16 protein-coding genes and 2 tRNA genes are annotated in these 21,871 nt (G+C 42.3%); 6 read left to right on the plus strand and 12 right to left on the minus strand.

From position 1 onward, the window contains the following. Window positions 1-93 precede the first annotated feature (93 nt). The 3 genes from tsaE to orn are packed head-to-tail and all read right to left on the minus strand — an operon-like array spanning window position 94 to window position 2,672. Entirely contained in the window at window positions 94-570 is a 477-nt protein-coding gene (gene tsaE, locus NH399_RS11175; protein WP_253040315.1) for a tRNA (adenosine(37)-N6)-threonylcarbamoyltransferase complex ATPase subunit type 1 TsaE, read from the minus strand. Window positions 571-584: 14 nt separating this feature from the next. Further along, window positions 585-2,114 (minus strand): NAD(P)H-hydrate dehydratase, encoded by a 1,530-nt coding sequence (locus NH399_RS11180; protein WP_253040316.1) that lies wholly within the window; start codon window positions 2,112-2,114, stop codon window positions 585-587. A 15-nt stretch (window positions 2,115-2,129) separates the two neighbouring features. Next, on the minus strand, window positions 2,130-2,672 hold the full coding sequence (gene orn, locus NH399_RS11185; RefSeq protein WP_253040317.1) for an oligoribonuclease: 543 nt from the start codon (window positions 2,670-2,672) through the stop codon (window positions 2,130-2,132). A gap of 90 nt (window positions 2,673-2,762) precedes the next feature. Between orn and NH399_RS11190 the strand changes: the two genes are divergently transcribed. The 4 genes from NH399_RS11190 (at window position 2,763) to NH399_RS11205 (ending at window position 4,528) form a co-directional block, all read left to right on the plus strand. Continuing rightward, a complete protein-coding gene (locus NH399_RS11190) occupies window positions 2,763-3,140 on the plus strand; it encodes a 4a-hydroxytetrahydrobiopterin dehydratase (protein WP_253040318.1) in 378 nt (125 codons plus the stop codon). Between the two features lie 9 nt (window positions 3,141-3,149). After that, a complete protein-coding gene (rsgA, locus tag NH399_RS11195) occupies window positions 3,150-4,148 on the plus strand; it encodes a small ribosomal subunit biogenesis GTPase RsgA (protein ID WP_253040319.1) in 999 nt (332 codons plus the stop codon). Window positions 4,149-4,319: 171 nt separating this feature from the next. Further along, window positions 4,320-4,395: transfer RNA gene (locus NH399_RS11200), tRNA-Gly, on the plus strand. A gap of 57 nt (window positions 4,396-4,452) precedes the next feature. Then, window positions 4,453-4,528, plus strand: a tRNA-Gly gene (locus NH399_RS11205). Between the two features lie 27 nt (window positions 4,529-4,555). Here NH399_RS11205 and NH399_RS11210 read toward each other — a convergent pair. From NH399_RS11210 to NH399_RS11225, 4 genes are all read right to left on the minus strand, one after another. Further along, a complete protein-coding gene (locus tag NH399_RS11210) occupies window positions 4,556-5,011 on the minus strand; it encodes a CesT family type III secretion system chaperone (protein ID WP_253040320.1) in 456 nt (151 codons plus the stop codon). A 99-nt stretch (window positions 5,012-5,110) separates the two neighbouring features. Next, window positions 5,111-5,521, minus strand: a complete 411-nt coding sequence (locus tag NH399_RS11215) for a GFA family protein (RefSeq protein ID WP_253040321.1) — start codon at window positions 5,519-5,521, stop codon at window positions 5,111-5,113. A gap of 41 nt (window positions 5,522-5,562) precedes the next feature. Beyond that, window positions 5,563-6,567 carry an AraC family transcriptional regulator gene (locus NH399_RS11220; RefSeq protein WP_253040322.1) on the minus strand — a complete coding sequence of 335 codons (1,005 nt, stop codon included), beginning with the start codon at window positions 6,565-6,567 and terminating at the stop codon, window positions 5,563-5,565. 15 nt (window positions 6,568-6,582) lie between these two features. After that, on the minus strand, window positions 6,583-7,365 hold the full coding sequence (locus tag NH399_RS11225; RefSeq protein WP_253040323.1) for an SDR family oxidoreductase: 783 nt from the start codon (window positions 7,363-7,365) through the stop codon (window positions 6,583-6,585). 318 nt (window positions 7,366-7,683) lie between these two features. On the opposite strand from NH399_RS11225, the gene NH399_RS25930 reads away from it, so the two are divergent. Further along, a complete protein-coding gene (locus NH399_RS25930; protein ID WP_253040324.1) occupies window positions 7,684-8,976 on the plus strand; it encodes a methyl-accepting chemotaxis protein in 1,293 nt (430 codons plus the stop codon). A 244-nt stretch (window positions 8,977-9,220) separates the two neighbouring features. Further along, the gene (locus NH399_RS11235; RefSeq protein WP_253040325.1) at window positions 9,221-9,634 is read left to right on the plus strand and encodes a response regulator; all 414 of its coding nucleotides are present in this window, start codon (window positions 9,221-9,223) and stop codon (window positions 9,632-9,634) included. 72 nt (window positions 9,635-9,706) lie between these two features. Here the strand turns inward: NH399_RS11235 and ampC are convergent, their stop codons facing one another. The 5 genes from ampC to NH399_RS11260 all read right to left on the minus strand — a co-directional run bounded on the left by ampC (window position 9,707) and on the right by NH399_RS11260 (window position 21,305). Then, window positions 9,707-10,897 (minus strand): class C beta-lactamase, encoded by a 1,191-nt coding sequence (gene ampC / locus NH399_RS11240; protein ID WP_253040326.1) that lies wholly within the window; start codon window positions 10,895-10,897, stop codon window positions 9,707-9,709. A gap of 321 nt (window positions 10,898-11,218) precedes the next feature. Then, window positions 11,219-14,695, minus strand: a complete 3,477-nt coding sequence (locus tag NH399_RS11245) for a diguanylate cyclase (protein WP_253040327.1) — start codon at window positions 14,693-14,695, stop codon at window positions 11,219-11,221. Between the two features lie 223 nt (window positions 14,696-14,918). Beyond that, the gene (locus NH399_RS11250) at window positions 14,919-15,830 is read right to left on the minus strand and encodes a hypothetical protein (RefSeq protein ID WP_253040328.1); all 912 of its coding nucleotides are present in this window, start codon (window positions 15,828-15,830) and stop codon (window positions 14,919-14,921) included. Window positions 15,831-15,866: 36 nt separating this feature from the next. Further along, window positions 15,867-16,337 (minus strand): type III secretion system chaperone, encoded by a 471-nt coding sequence (locus NH399_RS11255; RefSeq protein ID WP_253040329.1) that lies wholly within the window; start codon window positions 16,335-16,337, stop codon window positions 15,867-15,869. Between the two features lie 315 nt (window positions 16,338-16,652). Next, window positions 16,653-21,305 (minus strand): EAL domain-containing protein, encoded by a 4,653-nt coding sequence (locus NH399_RS11260; RefSeq protein ID WP_253040330.1) that lies wholly within the window; start codon window positions 21,303-21,305, stop codon window positions 16,653-16,655. Window positions 21,306-21,871 lie beyond the last annotated feature (566 nt).

Below are 21,871 nucleotides of genomic sequence, written 5' to 3' on the forward strand. Positions count from 1 at the left end.
TGGGTGTATCAGTTGGCTTATTAATAGGTGCCTGCCAACTCTCTCAGCTTAGAAGAGTGACGACTGAGTTTACTGTGTGAGATTATGCACAAGTTAACTCATCTGTTCCAGTTTTGACCAAACTTGCGCATCGAAGCACTGCAAGGTGGCTTCTCTGCCGTCGCCCTTAGGTTGCAAATGAATAATTAGCTCTGGCTCGGGGAGCCACCCCTGGCCTTTATCGGGCCACTCAATTAAACAAAGCCCCTGCTGTTCACCAAAATACTCATCAACCCCAATGTACTCTAACTCTTCAGGATCAGCCAGACGATACAGGTCAAAATGAAAAATATGACGTCCACCAACCAGATAAGGCTCTACTAAAGTATAGGTCGGACTTTTAGTACTGCCTTCAAAGCCTAATGATCGTAGTAACCCTCGCACTAGAGTTGTTTTGCCCGCTCCCAGCTCTCCCAGCAGGTAGATCACCCCAGCTTCTGATAATACAGAAGCACAGAGTCCTCCGAGTTTTTCGGTGGCTTCGGCATCAGCAAGGAAAAAAGATTGGCTTCCTAACATAGTATTTGGCATAGATCGATGTATCTCTAAGGTGCGGGATTAACCAGGGTGCGAATATAAGGCATCAGGTCGGTCGCTAACAAGCCCCGGTGGTGTGCTTTCTCAGTTTTTTGTTCACATGCATCGTCGGCGGCAAGTCCATGAATAGCCACACCCAGCTGACTCGCATCATAAGCCGGGATACCTTGTGCCATAAGTCCAGCAATGATCCCAGTCAGTACATCTCCCATTCCTCCACTGGCCATACCGGGATTACCATAGGTAGCCACGGATGTTTTACCATTCGACGCAATTAGAGAGCCAGCTCCTTTTAACACACAAACACCACCATAGACTTCGTTGAGCCGTTCGACGGCAGAGAAACGATCTCGCTGAATATCGGCATTGGCACACTCCAGCAACCGAGCCGCTTCTCCCGGATGAGGTGTGATAACTCGTAGCGGCTGATTGACTGGATTTTCTGAGGCTGGATTTTCAGACAACCATGTTAAGGCGTCAGCATCATATACACAGGGCACTTTATTGGAAACAACAAATTCGTCCACCGCAGCAGCCAGCTGTCGTCCCCATGAATCCAGCCCTAAGCCAGGACCCATCGCTATCACGGAAGCTTTTTTTAACAAGGGAACCAGCCTGCTAATGTCGATATCTTCGCCGACGCCATGGCTCATAATTTCGGGCCGTTGCACTGACACTAGCGCAGCATGGCTCTGATGGGTCAAGACGCTGACTAACCCCGCCCCTGTGCGCCCAGCCGCTTCTGCCGCCATACGAGCAGCCCCTGCCATTCCCGGAGCTCCCCCCACAATAAGAACATGGCCAAACATCCCTTTATGGCACACGGGAGGTCTCGGCTTTAACCAGCGTATGCCTTGTTCATAACGATAGTGGGACACTTTAGTCGATACCAGCGAAAAAACGCCCTGCCCGCACTCCAGCTCGTCGAGTTCAATATCCCCGCACACATCGGCTGCCTGGCCAGTTAACAAGCCACGCTTTTGCCCAATAAAGGTGAGTGTCACTGAAGCTTCAATACACACACCACAAATCATTCCAGTATCGGCATCCAGGCCACTGGGAATATCAAGAGCTAAAACAGGTAAGGCACACTGATTGAGGGCGTGAATCACTTGAGTATAAGGTTCGCGAACATCGCTTTGAATGCCAATCCCTAGCATCGCATCAATAATCAAGTCGTGGCCTTCAAGAAGGGCCTCTGACCAGCTCACGACTTCTACGGATGTTTGCTTTAGCAGCTCAAAAGCTCTTCCAGCATCACCTTTGGGCAAAAACTCCGGCTTTAACATCACAACCTGAACATTCAGGCCTGCCTGCTGAGCTAAACGTGCGACAATAAAGCCGTCGCCGCCATTATTGCCTTTACCGCATATTACCAATAATCGTTGCGCCAGAGGCCAGCGTCGACGTAATAAATCGAATGCCGCTTTACCCGCCCGCTCCATCAACGCATAAGTACTGCCATCATGAAAACGCGCGTAGAGTTTTTCTAACTTGCGGATCTGCTCAATGTTGTAAACACTTTGGTTATCGGCCATAGCAGCAATGACTACTTATATTTTGAACACATGCTCCCGATAATAACGCAGTTCTTCAATGGATTCGCGGATATCATCCAGAGCCAGGTGCGCCCCTTTCTTAGTAAATCCTTTAGCAATGTCAGGTTGCCAGCGGTTGGCCAGCTCTTTAATCGTACTCACATCAATATGACGATAGTGAAAATAAGCTTCCAGTTGAGGCATACCACGCACCATAAAGCGCCGGTCCTGACACACACTGTTACCGCACATGGGCGATTTTTTTGCCGGTATCCACTGTTGTAAAAACTCAATGGTCTGCTGCTCGGCATCGGCTGCGCTGTAGGAGCTGTCTTTGACTCTTTGTGTGAGTCCAGATTTTCCGTGGTGAGAAGTATTCCACTCATCCATTGCATCTAACACTGAGTCAGGTTGGTGGATGGCAATCACAGGCCCCTCGGCCAAAATGTTCAGCTCTTTGTCGGTGACTATGGTGGCAATTTCGATGATTTTATCGTGATCTGGCTCCAGACCTGTCATCTCCAGATCAACCCAAATTAAGTTCTGTTCGTCTATCATTCAATTCACCGTTTTGGTTTCAAAGCATTTTCCGTTATGATCCTCACACTATCATAACAGTCTAGCAGCCTAAATAAGGAAAACAGAATCATGACCGCTTTGGTTGATCAAAAGTGCCGCTACAACGACGAAGGCAAAGCCCCCGTTCCAGAAGCCACTGCACAAGAATATATGCAACAACTTGCAGGTTGGGTAATGAATGAAGCTGGCAACGAAATAAGCCGCGAATTTCTTTTTAAGAACTACTATCACACAATGAATTTTGTTAACGCAATAGCCTGGATTGCTAACAAAGAAGCGCACCACCCCGATATGGAAGTTAACTATGGCCGCTGCCTGGTTAAGTTTACCACCCATGACATCGGCAATAGCTTAAGCATTAATGACTTTATCACTGCGGCAAAAGTTAATGCGCTGCTAGATGCAGGTGATTTTGGTCCTAAGCTGGTTGAGCCAGAAAACAACTAATGGTTCATTGTGGCTAAACGTCAGAAACTCTCTCATCAACAAAAACGTCGAGTACAGCAGAGCCAGCAAAAAAAGCTGGCTCGTGGAAAACGCGTAGCACCAGATATCGACACCGACAATCTGGGCCCATTGCAACAAGGCATTGTGATCAGCCGTTTTGGCGAACAAGCGGATGTCGCTGACTCCGACCAACAGGTATTTCGGTGCTATTTACGCCAGAATCTCGGTAGCCTTGTTAGTGGCGACATTGTTATGTTCCGTCTCGACAAACAGCAACACGGTATTGTCGAAGCCGTCGAAGAAAGACGCAGTGAACTCACTCGCCCCACAGCACACTCAGGGCTAAAAACCATCGTTGCAAATATCGATCATATCTATATTGTCATTGCTCCTTTACCTGACTTTTCCAGTGTCATGCTGGATAGATATTTGGTCGCTTGTGAACTGGCGGGCATTGACACCAGTATCATTCTGAATAAGGTCGATCTTTACTCTCCAGACGCCTACCAGCAGATGCAAGCCCATCTCGATATTTATCGTGCTCTCGACTACCCCGTGTATGAAAGCAGTTGTAAACAACATCAGGGGATTGAAGCGATACAAGCGTCTTTGGCATCAAAAGACAGCATTCTGGTAGGACAATCAGGGGTGGGTAAGTCATCTCTTATCAATGAGCTTTTACCTGATGTAGCAGCCCTCACTGGTGCTGTATCAGAGAATTCACGCCTGGGAACTCACACGACCACCGCATCCAAGCTCTATTTTCTGTCAGGGGGAGGCCACATTATTGACTCTCCAGGAACGCGAGAATTTGGACTTTGGCATTTACCAGCCGACGATCTGTTAAGAGGATTCAAAGAACTCTACCCGATTCAAAACCAGTGCAAATTCAGAAACTGCCAGCATCTCAACGAGCCTGGTTGTGCGATTCAAAAAGCAGTGAGTGAACACAGTGTTGAGCTAAGCCGATTTGAAAGCTATCAGTCCATCCTCAAAAGCCTGTCATAGACGGGCATTGTTTGGCCAGGTTTTGACCAATATAGGTCTATAAGAAAAAAGGCTTGCCAAAGTGGCGTTATCGTTTTAAAATTCGCGCCCACTTGCGGCAATACCAGTCTAAAACAGACGTTGCTAAGGGTAGTTAAGAGATTACAAAGGCGCTTGTCTTTGTTACAAGATGCGGGAATAGCTCAGTTGGTAGAGCACAACCTTGCCAAGGTTGGGGTCGCGAGTTCGAGTCTCGTTTCCCGCTCCAATTTCTTAATATCAGCAAGTGACAAAGCAAAGAGGCATTCGCACTTTGCATCATGACGCGGGAATAGCTCAGTTGGTAGAGCACAACCTTGCCAAGGTTGGGGTCGCGAGTTCGAGTCTCGTTTCCCGCTCCAATTTTTACCTAAAACCTCCAAAAACTCTTAAACCGCCATTTGGTAGTTTGTGCTATTGCATCCAGCTTGATGAGTTCCCTGCAAAGACGTTTCGATTTTATTGCGAACCGCTTCAGAGCTATCAATAAATTTGATCAACGCATGACGAAACTCAATAAAGTCCAGTTTTTGAACATCGCCAGAATATGAAACCTGTAACTCTTTCTCTATTTGATCGAAGACAATTTCAAAGCCATTAGGATCTTGACGATACAAGTTAAGCGACAACGCATGCTGAAAGATGCCGTCCTGACTATTCGAGATATTCTTTAGCAAATTAGCGGTTAAGAAAAAACATTGCTCCCATTTTGAAGCGCTGATGACCAACTCAAGACCACACTGAGTCGTAATAAAACATTTACCCTGTTCATCTAATTTGAACTCACGACCAAACTGCTGACTCAAATCATACAACCATCGTGTTACTTGCATTTTTGCATTCATCTGCGACTTTCCTCCAATCAGAACCTTATTCATTTTTCATTACTGATTTAGTAACAAAAAAAGCACGTTGGTTGCACATATCAAAAACATTCAATGAGCTTATGACTGTCGGCTCTGTGGAAAACGTTTTAAATCATCCGCAATACGATGCCATGAGATCTCGCTTTCGGTATAGATATGGTAAGTGGGCTGAACTTGTTCCGGCTCATCCAGTGATGGGATAGCTAAGGTAAAATAATCAGGATGACGGGAATCCCGAAAGCTTAAGGTTGCTCCGCAGTCACGACAAAAGCCACGACGAACATGCTCTGACGAAGAATATTCAAAGACACTTCCCTTAAACCACTGAACCTGCTCTACCTTAAAGTCCATCCAGCTAGACACAGGCGCACCCGCTACCTTCTGGCACATACGACAATGGCAATACTCAGCGGCAAAAGGTTCTCCATAAACTCGATAACGAATGGCTCCGCAAAGACAACCACCTTCCAATACTTTATCTTTATGCATGATTTATCCTGCCAATGGGTATAACAATTTATTTTTATACATTAATGGTAATGTTCTCGCAAACTGCCAGGAGAAACACCATGCCATGAGGTATAAGCTCTAACAAAAGAGTTCTGTTCCTGAAAGCCTAATAAAAATGAAATCTCACCTAAAGAAAGTTGAGACTTTTTTAAGTAATGATCCGCCAGTTGCTGACGAACGCCTTGTAAGATGCTTTGAAACGTTTCCGCTTCTCCAGAAAGCTTGCGCTGTAAGGTTCGCTTACTGACAGCCAGCTTACCTGCAACATATTCAATAGAGCTCTCACCACTGGGTAGCGCTTCCAACAATACTGCATGAACACGCTCGCTGATAGAAGCATTGATCTCAACATCCGCTAATTTTTGTCGTAACTGCTGCGCAAAAAAATCCCACATGGCAGCGTTAGAAGTTAAAAAAGGTTGTTCCATGTCTTCTTGGCCAAACTCAATACAAACATCGGCTCCCGATGCCACCTCACAACCAAAGTACTCAGTATAAAGAGAGAGCTCATCAGGTAATTGAGTAGCTTGCACAGATAGCGGTAAAATCCTGCTTCTTGTCGCTAAGCGCATCAACTGAGTAAAAAATACCAGCTCACTAAGGCCCAAACACTTAGGCAACGTCCCAGTGTATCCATAGCAAGAAATAGTTAACCGAGTGGATTGACTGGTTTCTTCAATCTGCAATTCCATCGGACCAATTAACGGCTTATATTGTTGCAAACGTTTAACCGCAGTTTTCATATTAGGACTGCAAATAGCAGCAAAAATAGGAGCATCAAAGGCCTCAACCGTTAAATGTTTAGCTAACAGCAAAGGCACTTCCTGGTCCGGTAAAGCCTGCTCCACTCCCTTCCATAACGAAAAATATTCATCAGGTCTGAGTAGCACTTGCTTACGTTGAAACAAATCAGAGGGCAGTGCTGCATAAGTCAGCACTCGTTGTATATCAACTCCCATATCAGTCAATAGCAACAACCATCCAGGAGCCATCTGAAATTTACTCGCTCGTTTCATTTTCGTCATAATCCACTCACAAATTTACGACTTTTCCATAAACTGACGGGAAATCTTTAACACCAGTTTACGAGGCAAAAGAGGAATAATCCAATTTAGCTGGAATTTTAATCCCGCTTCATTAAATGCAACCAACTCCCCCTTTTCCATCGCTCGATAACCACACTCTGCCACCGACTGAGCACTCTTAGCTTTTTTCCAGATATCAACACCATCCAGACCTCCTGCTTCAACAAATCCGGTATGAACAGCACCGGGGCATAGTGCAGTAACAGTAACCTTATCGCTCTCTAACTCTTGTGCTAGTGCTTGCGAAAAAGAGGTAACATACGCTTTGGTAGCGTAGTATACCGCCTGCAGTGGACCAGGCATAAATGAAGCTGTTGAAGAGACATTTAAAATTTTACCCTGTTTGCGCGTCTTCATACCTTGCACAAAATAATGAGACAACTCCGTAAGTGCAGCCATATTAACTTGCATCATGGCTTGCTCGTCTTCCAACTTACGCTCCCCAAATAAACCATGACCACCAAATCCGGCGTTGTTAATTAATACGTCAATCCGAAGAGCTTGAGCTTCGCACTGATCAAAGATACGTTTTGCAGCTCCTGGTGTTGAGAGGTCTTCTGCAATAACAAAAGCCTGTATGGAGTAATCAGTTTCCAGTTCCTGTTTTAACGCCAATAATCTATCTTGAGATCTTGCTACTAAAACCAGGTCACCACCTTTCTGAGCATGAATACGGGCAAGTTCTTTACCAATGCCACTGGATGCACCTGTGATAAGAGCGGTATTTGTTGGTGTCATGATAATCTTCTCCTGTCGTTAAGTTAAGATGCATGTTAGCCCATCAAAACGCGCCATCAGAACTCCGATCGCGCCACTTTTATGGCAAAAGATGCCAACTTAATTCCAGTAGAGACCGACCTTTACTCTGCATCCCAGCTCCCTGTTCCTGCAGACAAATAAACCTGATATGAGATATTTATAAAATAAGCCGTCCTTTGGATGCTTCTGCTTAAACTTCTGACTTCTGTACTATATTTATTGAGATAAAGACTCCTTGTACCACTTTAGTTAGCAAATAGACGTCATTAATCACCTTTAAACGACAGGAGGCATGTTGTGGAGACGCATGATGAGTTGGCAAACTCAAAGCACACACCCACAATGCCGATATTACCTAATATAAAGCTCATAGCCCCTATTGCGCTGATATTATTGGCAGGGATCATGTTTGGTTACTGGGCATTCGAGCTGTCTGTCACCACCAGTATGTATTTACTCGGTTTAACCATACTGGCGAGCACTGTCGGCATACTTCACATCCGTAAAAACTTGAGCAGCGATCATCAGCAGCTGGCCGCTTTTACCTCACGAATGAAAAACCGAGAAAAAATAGACTTTAGCTTTCGGTTTGATCCGAACAAATCCACCCACCTCAGTGAATTTTTTTCTCTGTTTAACGAAAGACTGCAAAAAGTCGATGACTTGCTAACAAAGCTATATGCTTCTTCGGCCCGGCTCCATCCAATGTCTTTAGAGTTGACTAATGTTTATTCCGCCATCAACCAATATAGCTCTATCCAAAATCAAATGAGTGGAAGCTTAACCCAAATGTTTGAAGGAATACGTTCAGAATCAGACTCCTTGCACATCAATTTAAATCAAATATTTTCTCACATTTCTTCTGCCAACGATTCATCAGAAAACATACGAGCGGTTTCTCAAAAAAATTTAAAAAATGTCGACCTATTAAGCGAACAAATGATTGATACCGAACAACTGGTCTATGCCCTTGGCAATGATAGTAAGCATATTAACGATGTGATTGACTTTATCAATACGATATCGGAGCAAACCAACCTACTCGCCCTGAATGCAGCCATTGAAGCAGCGAGAGCAGGAGAAAGTGGCCGCGGCTTTTCGGTAGTGGCCGACGAAGTCAGAAGTCTCGCTAACAAAACGGCAAAGTCAGCGAATGAAGTCAGAGATATGGTTGCAAAAATACAAGACAGTACTAAGCAGATTGGAAAAATCATGAGGAATAACATGAAAGTATCTCATGAGACACTCGAGTCATCCAAAATGACAGAAGCCAAAATCCGCGACATTTCTGAGTCAGTCAAAAAGATAAACACATTATCCAGCAATATTATGGATCAGTCACAGGCAAAAAAAGACATGCTCCATCAATCCGAAGCAGATATTAATCAAATGACGACTCTAAATGGAGAGATTGTCGATAGCATACAGATGGAAGAACTCACACCTAACGACCTGATATCTTTATCTTCATATTTGAGAAGTTCACTTGACCGCTTTAAGTTTAACGATGCCATTTGGGATAGCGACTGCCGCCCTGATAGAAAAAAAGAACAGGCCAATGTTTCGTCAAGTGACGTCGAGTTATTTTAAATAAAAAACCCAATAACTCAGCAGCATAAAAGTTATCAACCAATGGTTTCCAGCGCTTAGGTTAATAAAAACCTATTTTTATAACCAATTGCACTATACCTTGGGATACTTATTGTTCGCTTACCCCATAGTCCTTTCTTTATATGCCAACTCAATAAAAACCCGGCCAACCACTTCAGAATGTGCTATACAATACGTAGCGTAATCTATCTCGCATGAAAGCTTTCATTATCAAGGCAGGTTTATGAAAAAAGCGACAGCTCTTATTGTTGACGATGACCCATCTGATCGATTTATTCTTTCTCAACACCTCAGAAGTGCTTTTGAAAATATAAATATCATAGAGCTTGATAATGGAGCAGATGCCATTGACTATTTTAGTAATCCTGATAAGCATCATAATGCAGGTGAATTTCCACCCGAATTGATTTTCTTAGATATTAATATGCCAGTCGTTAATGGATTCAACTTTTTATCTGCTTTTGAAAAGATAAGGGAAGAACATAACTATGACTCCTGCGCTGTCGTAATGTACACATCATCAGCATCAAAGCAAGATATCGACAAAGCACAAAGTTATGACTTCGTTCAAGGCTTTATTACCAAAGGTGAGCACGCACTATCGAGTTTAAAATCAGATCTTCTGTCGACAATATAGGTGCTGTTTAAAATACTGGATGAAGGACATCACAATTGATGCTCAGCCAGCTCACCGGAAAATCAGTGAAATCTAATCACAATACTCGACTCTCTGTTGTAAGGCTTCTGCCATCAATCTATGGGCTGTTTTAATACGTTCACCTATCGGATAGTTTTTATTGGCCAATAGAAGAACTGCAAAGTTTTCATGCGGAATGACAAGTACGTATGCACCGAAGCCATTGGTAGATCCAGTCTTACTCAACGCATAGTATTCATAGCCTTGTCCGTCAGAACTTAGCGCTTCCACAGGTACATTGTTAAAAAACATCTTGTATGAATTCCCCTCTTTTAACTTGCAGGTATCAATTGGAAATTGATACTTTTCCCAAACTAAAGCCTGATGAAATAGACCTGTGTCAAATAGGCCCGTGTGTGTTCTTCGAAATGCTTTATTTGTTAGATCAGAGCCGTTGGCGTTAGCGAGATTCCTTTTAAGAAATCGTAAAAGATCTCTGCTCGTTATTTTTATGCCATAAGCTTCATTAGATAACACCGATGGATTAACTCTTACCTTTTTTCCACTGCGATCTTTACCCCACGCGTAATTCGACAGAGCGATCTCAGGTACACTAATATATGTATTCTTCAACCCGACGGGAGAAAGCAACTCTTTTTCCATCAACTGCGTAAACTCAGCTTTATTTGCATTAGCAGTGAGTACTCCAAGTAGGCCAATGCTTGGGTTAGCGTATTTTCTTTGGCTTCCTTTGAGATGCTTTGGTCGCCAGCTTCGATAATACTCATTCAGGGCAGTTTTTGAGTTCACATCATCAGGGAGCTGAAGTGGAAATCCCCCAGCGGTGTGAGTAGCCAAATGAAATGCAGGTACCTCACCTAGTGGCGTGCCCTTCAACTCACTCAGGTATGTGCTAATTGGATTATCTAATGAGAGCCTCCCCCGGACTTCCGATTTAGCCGCCAAAGTCACCGTAAACAACTTGGATACAGAACCTATTTCAAATAGAGTATTCTCGGTAACGGCAGTACCACTCTCCTCATCTTGAACGCCAAACTCGAAGAAATAGTCTTCGTCATTATGGGTCAAGGCTACCGCCATGCCAGGGACATTATGTTTATTCATTAGTTTGGGAATAAGTTGGTTTACCAAAGAGGGAATTGTTTTCTGACTTTCTGCCAGCGCTTTACGAGAGTAGCCTCCAGCTAAAACTACAAATGCCAACGCTACACAAACTACAAAACTTTTCTTTATATAAAGCATGAACCTCTGCTCCGCCAACTAAAATAGGTAAAAAGCCAATGACTCTTACAGGTTTAGTGTTTAACTTGCCACCGGGAAAGCTAAGCCATTGGTTTCAAAAGGTATCGTTCACTTCATACCCACATCTACTTTGGGAAAATATCATTAATGCTGATAAACAAAATGTCCAAGAGGTGGTGAATTATGGCGAAAAAATGGCATTTAACAGAGAAACACCAAAACAGGTTGAGTCAGGAAGCTGATAACACACTAATAGGTAAGATTACGGTGACTGTTGTATGTTCTGCTTTACTCTCCTTGGTTTAGGGCTATAAGGGATAGTTATTCACTAACTACTTTATTTCTTCCCGTTTGTTTTCCCTGATATAAGGCTGCATCGATCTTATCAATGATAGCTTCCAGCTCTGTGTTGTCTTGAACTTGGCCAACCCCAAAGGTGGCAGAAACTTTTAGAGCAGCCTCCCCATAATGAACTTCTACTTTTTCAAGCTCTTGTCTTAATGACTCCAACAACACTGTTGCCCCATGGACATCAGTATTAGGAAACATAAAGACAAACTCCTCACCTCCCCATCGAGCAACGACATCCTGCTCTCTTAATCGCTCCTTAAATGTCTCGGCGACTTTTTTCAACACCAGATCACCACAATCATGTCCATAAGTATCGTTAACCGCTTTAAAATGATCAATATCGGCAATAGCAAATGACATAGGATTAGGCTGTCGAGCAAAACCTTTAAGCAAAAACTCCGCTTTATCAGTAAAGGCACGACGATTAGGCAACTGTGTTAAAAAATCGATAAGAGAAGCCTTTTTTAACGAATCATGGGCCATGGCGTGATCAACCGCAATCGAAGCATAAGCCGATATAGTTTTCAGAATTCTTACATCATGGCTATCGTATTTATTCTTTTCCAAACTTTGAACACTCAAACATCCTAACACTTCATTTTTCATCATCAGGGGCATGTAGACCACAGATTCCGACATACCTCCAGCCACAGGGGCCTGAATAACATCAACATACTGATAAAGCTCATCAGACATATTGATGAGCAACTCCTTTCTCTGACTTACACACCAGACCGCTGGTCGGTTGGTATCATTTAATTCATAAAAGAACTCATTGCTAACCATTCCGTTTTCAATATAAAACTTAATATCGATTCGTTGTCGCTCTTTATTTATCAAGCCAACTAAAAACACATGCGTATCCATGAGCTGACTGACATTTAAATATACCCTGTGGAATATATCTTCAATATCTCTCGAGGCAGTAATCTCTTGTCCTATGGTACCTAATAACTCAATATTCTCTGTCCTACTTTTAACAAGAACGTCCAACTCTTCTTTCTGCATTTGCAAAATCTTAACTCGTCTTCTAAATACCCAGAGTATGGAAAAGACAACAACTAATGAAAAAAGACCTCGAAAAGTAAGAGTCTCATACCACATAGGCATTTGTGTTATAGGTATCTCTAACTCATGAATACTCCATTGTCCTATACGATTGCTGCCCTTTATTAGCAAGACATACTCTCCTGGAGGCAGATTAGTATAAGACACCCTCCGGTTATTGGAGCTTGTTTCTATCCAGGCATCATCATAACCTTTAAGTTTATAAGCATAACGGTTCCTTTTAGGATACGAATAATCTTGAGACGTAAACTCTATCGAGAAGCTTTTTACTTTGGGTTGCAATATAATGTTGTTTGACTGGTAGGTTGACATGTCAATGTTATCGATAGAAAAATGGCTTAAAGCCAACTTTGGTTGATAGTCCCACTCTTTCCATAACTTTGGCTTAAGCATCAATACACCATGACTCCCGCCTTGCAAAATGAGTCCGCTTTTCATTTTATAGTAGGAGCCCGACCAAATAGTTCCGACATCCCAGCCAACAGATTTATCCAGTTTGTAGGAGTTCCAACTTGATGGATCGATCATATAGTCAAATGTCCAGATCCTTCCGATGTCATCTTCAATAAGATTGCCACCAAAAAACTTACTCGGCAATTGAACCTTATCATTGATGGACTCAAATTTTGCAATGCTACCATCCCATGAAATGAGACGGTCAAGCCCCATTTCTGTTGACACCCAAAGCTTATCAGCATGATCCACCATCATGCCTTTGATCGCATTATCACTCAATCCTAATGACCGCTCATAAACAGCATTTACAGACACTAACTTTTTTGAATGATCCGCTAAGAAAAACAAACCATTTTGAGTGCCAATCCAAAAGCCAGCTTGAGTCTCAACAATTGAAGACACAGAGTGCTCCATTTTAACGTCAGAGCCTTCTATCTGGTTAACATGGTGAAACTGATTGTTCTTTGTATCTAGAAAACTTAATCCTGAACGAGTGCCAAGCCATAGATTACCAGAACTGTCAGGGTACAGAGTGTGTACTTCGTCATTAATAAGTCCTTCGTTTTGACTATACATTTTGAAGGTATTCAATTCAGAATAAAATTCATAGAGCCCGCTACGAGTAGCTATCCAAACTCTGCCATTGGAGAGTAACGACATTGAATTAATAAAATTATCTTGCAGTTTGTTCGGGAGTGACGTGTCAGCTCTGTGCCCCCCTATCATATTGCCTTCGGGATCGAAGATGTCGATACCATTCCCCCAGGTTCCAACCCATAAGGAACCATCCTCCATTTCTAAAAAAGCATTGATATCGGTATGCGTTATGCTTTTTTTCAGAGGGCTGTAGCGTAATGTTCGCAGAGCGCCATTAGACAAGTTGATTTTATCAAGTCCACCACCCCAAGTTCCAACCCATACCAATCCTGAGCGATCAACCAGCATAGCGCCAATGTTATTGAGACTCACACTGCTCTTAACAGCGGGATCATGCTCTATTCGTCTTATAGCGTCTTTACTTTCGGCATTAAAGACATGGATACCATCTCCAAAAGTGGCGACCCAGATCTCTGACTCAGATGGTTGGGTAATGGCACTGATCAGTGGCAGTTTATTATTTTTTACAGCAAAAGCTTCGGGTAGCACCGTTACTTTCTTTTCTATTGGATCAATAACGGATAATCCCGTCTTAGAGCTGCCAACCCATAAGCTGCGCAGAGCATCCTCATACAATTGCAGAATGGTCTCTTCAAGGTAGTGAGTATATTCATAGCCCTTAGCAGAACTGCCACTCAGTAAAGAGTCAAGACTGACACGACATAAACCAAGAGAAGCTCCAACCCACAAGTTCCGATCTTTATCGACTAACAAAGAACGAATTCTTTTAGCTTTAAGAACACTTTCACATCCCTTTATATCAACCAAAGACGTGACAATATCCGTTTTGTAGTTAACATGGATGAGCCCTCGGTTAGTACCAATAAATACGTTACCATCTTCATCCCCACTGATTGCTCTAACATCATGATCAATCACACTGTTATCTGGCATGTGTTTTAGATGAGAAAACTCTCTACTATCGAGATGAAAGATAGATACACCATCAGAGCGGGTACCTATCCATATACTTCCATCAGGTGCTTGCCAGAGGCTGCGTACGTAGTTCCCTCCAATAGAATTTTCTGTACGGCTATGTTCATAGTGTGTATAGCGATAACCGTCATACTTTATCAATCCATTCTGACTACCAATCCAGATAAACCCATCCTGGTCCTGAATCAAAGCTGTCACAATTCCGAGCGGAATGGACTCTCTATCGCCAACCCCTTCAAAATAAAGTTCTCCACGCTCAAATATGTCTTTGGCAACCGAGACATAACAAAAGCACAAAAGGAAGGAGAATAAGAAAGACTTAATAAACAAGATACGGTAAGCCCCAAGCACTAATGCTTTTCTATCAAAATTAAAATCAACTCATAATAGAAAGCATAGTCCAGAACACTAGAAAAGGTTAATCAAGGCAAAGGCTTAACGCTTTTTACAAGGAAACGCTACTCGATAATAAAAACTCCTTTAATAACAATAGCTTTTGTTTTTATTCTCCTATAAAAAAAGAGAGCTTATCGCTCTCCTTTTTACATTTAGATTATTCCACAATAATCTCTTTTGTATTGCCGTTTTCATCAGGCTTTTCAGTAAAGCCACAATAACCACTAGGGCCAACTTGACCATTACCTGATCCTTTATGACGGAAGAAGTCACCACCATGGAGCGCAAACTCACCCCAGTCGGAAACACCATGTCCTTCAAACTGGAACCAGGTTTCTTTGTGACCTTGGTCATTCTCTCGAACTCCGAATAACAAGTGACCGCCTCCTTCAATATCAACACCAAACTGACGAATACCATTAAAGTGTCCATCGCTTCCATTCTTATAGTGTGAAGAACCATTCCACCACTTTGTGTTACGCTCTACCATTCCATCCGGAAGATCATTTTGAGTAAGGTTTTCCAGAACATCGTCGACATCATCGAAGTCTTCACCCGTTAACTCATTAATCATGTCAGTAAACAACTGACCATTATCATCACTCTTTACAATGTGAGCACCTCTCATAGCATAACTGTCTAAGTTATCACTGATATGATCGCTAATGGTTTCTTCATCATGGTCCTTAATAGTGCCCACCAAGTCTTCGCCATTTTCAATCGTTGGATGATCGAAAACCGCTTTTAATGAATCAAGTTCAGTACCATCAGTGGTTGTTAAATTATTCATTCTTTGACTGGCGTCTATTTGTTGTTGATCCGTCGAAGGCGCTTCAACCGAGTCAGAACTCATTACACCACTAAGATAATTACCACCAGCAAATACTAATCCAGTGCCTAGCATGGCTCCTCCTGTATAAAGAACAGAAGAATAGGTAACAACACCTGATAAATTTGATAGGCCAGTGACCAATGGAGCGGATGCCCAGCTCATAGGCGAGTTACCAACCAGTCCATTGTCCATACCACCTAACATCGTCGAATTTGGGATAGAGTTTGTTATTTGCATAATGCATCTCCTTATTTGTTTAAAATATTAAAAAAATCATACCGCGATGGCTTCGTAGCTCACCGGAGAATTCGCTTCGACAGGGTCAATGAGAGTCCGAGTCACACCTTGCTCGATGTTCTCTCTCCATGCGTTGAAAATCTGGATAAAATCGTTTGCAATAGAGAGAAACTCTTGTCCAGATAGCTTTGCCAGCTTTTCTTGACGGCATAGAAAGACCTCACCCGTGAAAGGGCTTGCAAAAAAGTAGGCACCTTTGGTTTCGTAACCATAAGCGTGAAACTGCATCAATTGGTCAAACAGCGCCAGACGGTCTTCGTCGTCAGGTAGTCGACACAGCGGTGCCGTTAAATAAACATTTTCTTTCGCTTCATCTTCTTCAAAATGCAGCATTCTCCCTTCACCTAAATCCAATGCAACAATGCCTTGAGAAGAAACGGTATTTTCAGGCAAGTTATGAGCATTAGAAAAATAGTTAACGAGATCTTGTAAGGTCATTGTTGTCATCCTCTTCCTCTTCATTTGTTGTCTTACTTCCTTGGTAACAGCCTAAAGAGAAAAGTTTCTAAATCAGAGCAAAAAACCTCTTTTTCAACTAAAACCTTTAAAAACTCAAGAAAACCCCAATATAGCCTTTATTTATGGCTTCCAAGCCAAACAAAACCCAAGCAAAACAACACCAGCTCAATCACTATCGAGATATTTACTTGATAATTACCACCCAAAAAACCTACTTTTCACAATAATCCATGATTAGTCTAGGTTTTAAAAATGTGCAGAAAATAAGCACAAAAAAGTAAGATTTATCGTCTATAAATGGAATTACTGAGAAGCAATTTCTGGTAACGAGCTTTGGCGTAGCAATAATTCGTGAAACTCGCCTTTAGGAACGGGTGCACTAAACAAAAATCCTTGTATTTCATCGCACTTTAACTCCTTTAAAATCTGAAGTTGCTCCATTGTCTCCACTCCCTCAGCGACAACATTAAGCCCTAAGCCATGGGCCAAGGTAATAACAGAACTAACAATACGGCTATCCTGCTCACATGAATCAAGATCCTTGATAAAAGTACGATCAATTTTTAATGTATTAACGGGCAATTGCTTTAAATAGCACAAACTAGAATATCCAGTCCCAAAATCGTCTATGGATATGTGAACTCCAAGATCTTGAACATTGCGCATTAACTCGATTGTTTTGTCAAAATTATCAATTACCATACCTTCTGTTATTTCTAACTCAAGATTTTTCTCAGGTAGGCTAGATTCTTTGAGCGCATCCTTAATCGTCGACAAAACCTTTTTATGTTGGCGAAATTGTACCGCTGACAAATTCACTGCCACCCTGAGATTATCAAATCCCATTTCAACCCATCTGGCAGTGTCTATACAAGCTTTTCTTAAAATAGTTCGGCCTAAACTAATAATCAGTCCACTTTCTTCTGCAATGGGAATAAACTCTGCAGGGCTCACTACCCCTCTCGAAGAACTGTTCCATCGGGCCAGAGCTTCCATCGCAATAATTTTTCCACTGACCACATCAACTTTGGGCTGATAGTAAACTTCAAACTCCTCATTTTCGACAGCATCTCTTAACTCTGACTCCATCTGAAGCCGTCTCTTGGCATCATGATTTAACTCCTCTGTAAAAAACTCAAAGGTATTACGTCCATTCTTTTTGGCTTGATACATAGCGGTATCAGCATTCTTAATTAAAGTATCTACATCTCTGCCATCATTAGGATAGAGCACAATGCCAATACTTGGAGTGACCGCAATAGAAAAGCTCTCAACAATAAAAGGTTTTTGAAAGCTCTCGATAATACGCTCGGCGACTTTTGCCGATGTAGAAGAAAAGTCTACGTTTTCAACGAGAGCACAGAACTCATCACCGCCAAAGCGAGAAAGTGAATCAGACTTCTTCAATACTTTACTAATCCTGATACTCACTTCACAAAGCAGCTGATCGCCAATCGGGTGGCCAAGTGAGTCATTAATTTTCTTAAACTGATCAACATCAATAAATAATAAAGATAACTTCTTACGTTTTCTGTCCATGCGCTCAATCGCATGATTAACTCGATCATAAAATAGGTTTCTATTTGGCAAAGACGTCAGCTCATCATAGTTGGCCATACGCCTTAATTCAGATTCAAAACGCTTTCTTGAAGTAATATCAGAAAAAACTCCGACATAATGAGTGATAGCAGAATATTCATCACGAATGCTATCGATACTGAGCTCAACGGGATAAAATTCACCATTTTTTCTTGTGTCCCAAATTTCTCCCTGCCACTGCCCCGTTTCTAGAGTTTCTTTTTTGATACGATCTTCCAAGTCAGAGACATCTTCTTCGTGCGACTTCAAGCTGAGCTTCCTGCCAACGACATGCTTGCTGTCATACCCCGTTATCTTTCTATATGCCTTATTGACAAAAACAATTCTATAGGACAGATCAATGATCCATATACCATCGGATGTATTTTCGAATGCAGCAGCAATAAGCCTTAGTTGTTCTTCCGTAGATTTAATATCGCTGATGTCTTTTAACATACCGGTCATTCTGACAGGCTCACCGACCTCATTAACCTCAGAGGTTCTTCCTCGCTCAAGTAACCAGCGCCAGGTGCCATCTTTACCAACAACACGATACACAACCTCATAGCTTTCGCTACTTCCATTTAAGTAATCTTCTAAAGCAGCTTTTATTCTTATTTGATCTTTGTGGTGGACGGGGGAAGACTCTCTAACAATGCTCTCCATACACATGCTGTCGCCAAGCTCAATATCTACCAAGCGGTTAGTTCTTGTGACTTGAGACGTTTTAATATCCCAGTCCCAGAGCTCTTCACCACTTCCCCATAAAGCCAATCTCAACTGTCGCTCACTCTTTCGAATTTCCTTCTGCGTACGATAACGTTGGTAGCCAAAAAGCAACACAATGGAGAGAGCTGATAAACAATAAAGCAGGTATGCCCACCACGAAAACCAGGGAGCAGCAAAAACCTCAACATGTAGCTCTTTCGGTTTATCCAACCATACACCGTAGCGGTTTCGACTAATCAGTTCAAAAACGTACTGTCCCGGAGCAATATTGGTATAAGTTGCATAACGTCGTTCGGAGTCTGTGAACAGCCAGTTTTTATCAAAACCTCTTAAACGGTATGCATACTGAACTTTCTTTTGATTAATCATATCAAGAGACGAGAACGACAAAGTGAAGTTTTTTATCGAGTAATGAAACTTTAGCTCACTCGTATACTCGAGCAGCTCTGTCTTTAACGGACTAACGCGCAAGTCATTTGAAAGAATCGCAGGCTTATTGTTTATCAATAACTCATTAAACACTAAGGGAAGATGCTCACCTTCAGACTCTATCTTCGTAGGCTCGAAAAAGCTAAGCCCTTTAAATCCACCAAAAAACAATCGACCATCGTAGTTTTTAAACCCAACACCAATACTGTATCGCTCAAGAACACCATCTTGGGTATCGAAATTAATAATGGGCTCTAACCCTTCTCGAATCCAACTGATTCCTTGTGTGGTACTAACCCATAGGTCACCATTTTTGCTACTCATAATGGCACCGATTGCATCGGAGCCCAGTCCTTCATGAGTGGAAATCACTTTGGGAGGTCTTAACGTTGACTGGCCTCGCTTTCCGGTCCACTGCAATAAGTTCATACCGCCCCCTTGAGTTCCTACCCACATACGATCAGAGCCACTTAATAAAACAGAAGTGATCGAGTTATGTGATAATCCCTGCCGCTCAATGGTATAATGTTCAAACTCACCACTGCCGAAATCCCAAAAGTTTAAACCAGTACCCACCGTAGCAATCCATAACCCACCAGCAACAGGATCTTTTAGGAAACCTTTTTTGGTGATGGCGTTACCACTTATACTGTTAGGGTCATCGGGGTCGTGCATAAAGTGACGAACACTTTCTTGTGCCGTGTTAAGCCAGTAGACTCCTTTGTTTCTGGTTCCGATTACATAGATATTAGGTTCTAACTCATAGATAGCGACTATGCGTTTGTCATCAATCAACGGACGATAATCCTTGATATTAGCGAGCATCTCTTTCTTATCGGCGCTGACAGGCATAGAAAACACCCCTATCTGATCACAGGCAAACCAGATATTATTGCTCGAATCAGCGAATACGGTTCGTACCGTTTTTGCTTCTCGACAGGGCGTCAGCTCCTCGAGCCAGAAAAAATCTTTCTGTTCCATATTTTGAGTATATCGAGCGATACCAACGTTATTGGCAATCCATATATCAGAGTTTTTATGGGCTGATACATAAGAGACTCTAGGATCTGGTAGTTCGTTATCCTGCTCCAGACGTCCCACCATTTTTCCAAATCGACGGCTAGCAATGTCGGTTAAGTTAAGCCCTGCTCGCCATGTTCCAACCCATAACAATGAATCACTGGTGAGTAGATAAGAAACACTGTTATCTGGCAAACTTAAATTTTGCCGACTCGCCTTATGAATAAAAGACTCTTTGGTTTTAGAGTTCATTTCCAGAACGCCATCACTCATCATAGACACCCATAGAGTGTTATGCTGGCCTTGCTGCATATTTGAAATTCGACTATCTAGCTTTGACTTTTCACCATGCAAAGGAATCGATGTGAGTTTTTCTAACTTTACGTCAAAAAGATGCAGTCCCCCTCCATAAGTAGAAACCCATGTCTGACCAAGATTGTCTTTTAAAATATCAGAGACATGTTCACTCTTGAGTCCTTGCTCTTCTCCATAAACTTTGTTTATTCCAGTTTCTGGATTGAATAAGCTAAGCCCTGCTCCAGGATACCGAAGTAATGGCACATGACTATATCCGATCCACAAAGCCCCCTTGTCTGCCTCTTTAATCACCCGTACCGTGTTGCTGTTTAAACCACTACTCTCTCCCTCCTTCTTAGCAATACGTTTAAACTTGCCAGTATCGGGGTCAAAAAGATTAAGGCCTGCATTAGCCGTTCCTATCCAGAAACGCTTTTGGCTATCGATAAAGACTTCGAGCACCGAGTCTGAAGAAATACTGTGACTATCCTCAGCAGAATGACGGTAGTGGATAAATGTCTCTGTTTTGGGATCAAAGCGATTAAGTCCTCCTGACCGAGTGCCTACCCATAAGTATCCATTGTCATCCTCTGCCAATGACCAAATAAAATTATCAGAAATAGAGCGAGGATTTTTCCGGTCATGAGTAAACACTTTGAAGTTATGACCGTCGTAACGATTTAAGCCATGTTGTGTTGCAATCCACAGATAACCATCTCTTGAACGCAACATATCGATGACGGAGTCCTGCGACAATCCTTTGTTCTTTCCTAGCTGTTGAAATAATAAAAGTTCACCCAGCGCATGAGCCTGATATGAAAAAATCAAATTGATCGATACAAATAAGATGGCTAGCCGCAATAAACTTCTTGAGAGCAAAGCTCTACCCGCCTGGCTAAACAAGTGGCTATGCTCCTGTTAAATAAGTGAATTAGATATAAGCCCACTGTTTAATAGTAGTCGAATTATCACAAATAGGAATTGAAGTGCTTTTGATGATAACCAGCACAATGCTCGTATTTTTGATGCTGAAAAACACGTGCTCTGAATCACAGCAATAGACAAGGATTCATTTTTTTCCTTTAATTCAACGCTCTAGAATTATAGCTGCGGTAGGAATACAAATAGCAGAGAAGTTGTAACACCAGAAAAAGTCTAAACCTATTTGATGCATCTTAAACGTTCGTTTAATTCTTCAAATATATACCCGTCGCCTTTCAAGATGCAGCGGTGCTGGCTGCGCGCACCTTAAAACACATTGGGCATAGATACCTCATTTCAGGATAAATTTAAAACCTAAGCTATGGGAGTATTGTTTTTGAGCGATTAAATCATTACTCTCTGTCTCGCGTTATACGAATGGATTCTAATTAATAACAGCACGTCATAAGCACTAGATAGTATATGTAGTTATCAGTGAAAAATAAGCGTAACGCGCACTGATAGTATGAACCGAATGGGGAAACCGA

The organism is Pleionea sp. CnH1-48 (assembly GCF_024124665.1).
GTDB lineage: Bacteria > Pseudomonadota > Gammaproteobacteria > Enterobacterales > Kangiellaceae > JAMXSB01.

Excerpts from the sequence above, each read along its gene's own strand:
- tsaE (WP_253040315.1), bottom strand. The coding sequence starts at position 570 with ATGCCAAATACTATGTTAGGAAGCCAATCTTTTTTCCTTGCTGATGCC.
- NH399_RS11180 (WP_253040316.1), bottom strand. The coding sequence starts at position 2,114 with ATGGCCGATAACCAAAGTGTTTACAACATTGAGCAGATCCGCAAGTTA.
- orn (WP_253040317.1), bottom strand. The coding sequence starts at position 2,672 with ATGATAGACGAACAGAACTTAATTTGGGTTGATCTGGAGATGACAGGT.
- NH399_RS11190 (WP_253040318.1), top strand. The coding sequence starts at position 2,763 with ATGACCGCTTTGGTTGATCAAAAGTGCCGCTACAACGACGAAGGCAAA.
- NH399_RS11210 (WP_253040320.1), bottom strand. The coding sequence starts at position 5,011 with ATGAATGCAAAAATGCAAGTAACACGATGGTTGTATGATTTGAGTCAG.
- NH399_RS11215 (WP_253040321.1), bottom strand. The coding sequence starts at position 5,521 with ATGCATAAAGATAAAGTATTGGAAGGTGGTTGTCTTTGCGGAGCCATT.
- NH399_RS11220 (WP_253040322.1), bottom strand. The coding sequence starts at position 6,567 with ATGACGAAAATGAAACGAGCGAGTAAATTTCAGATGGCTCCTGGATGG.
- NH399_RS11225 (WP_253040323.1), bottom strand. The coding sequence starts at position 7,365 with ATGACACCAACAAATACCGCTCTTATCACAGGTGCATCCAGTGGCATT.
- NH399_RS11235 (WP_253040325.1), top strand. The coding sequence starts at position 9,221 with ATGAAAAAAGCGACAGCTCTTATTGTTGACGATGACCCATCTGATCGA.
- ampC (WP_253040326.1), bottom strand. The coding sequence starts at position 10,897 with ATGCTTTATATAAAGAAAAGTTTTGTAGTTTGTGTAGCGTTGGCATTT.
- NH399_RS11250 (WP_253040328.1), bottom strand. The coding sequence starts at position 15,830 with ATGCAAATAACAAACTCTATCCCAAATTCGACGATGTTAGGTGGTATG.
- NH399_RS11255 (WP_253040329.1), bottom strand. The coding sequence starts at position 16,337 with ATGACAACAATGACCTTACAAGATCTCGTTAACTATTTTTCTAATGCT.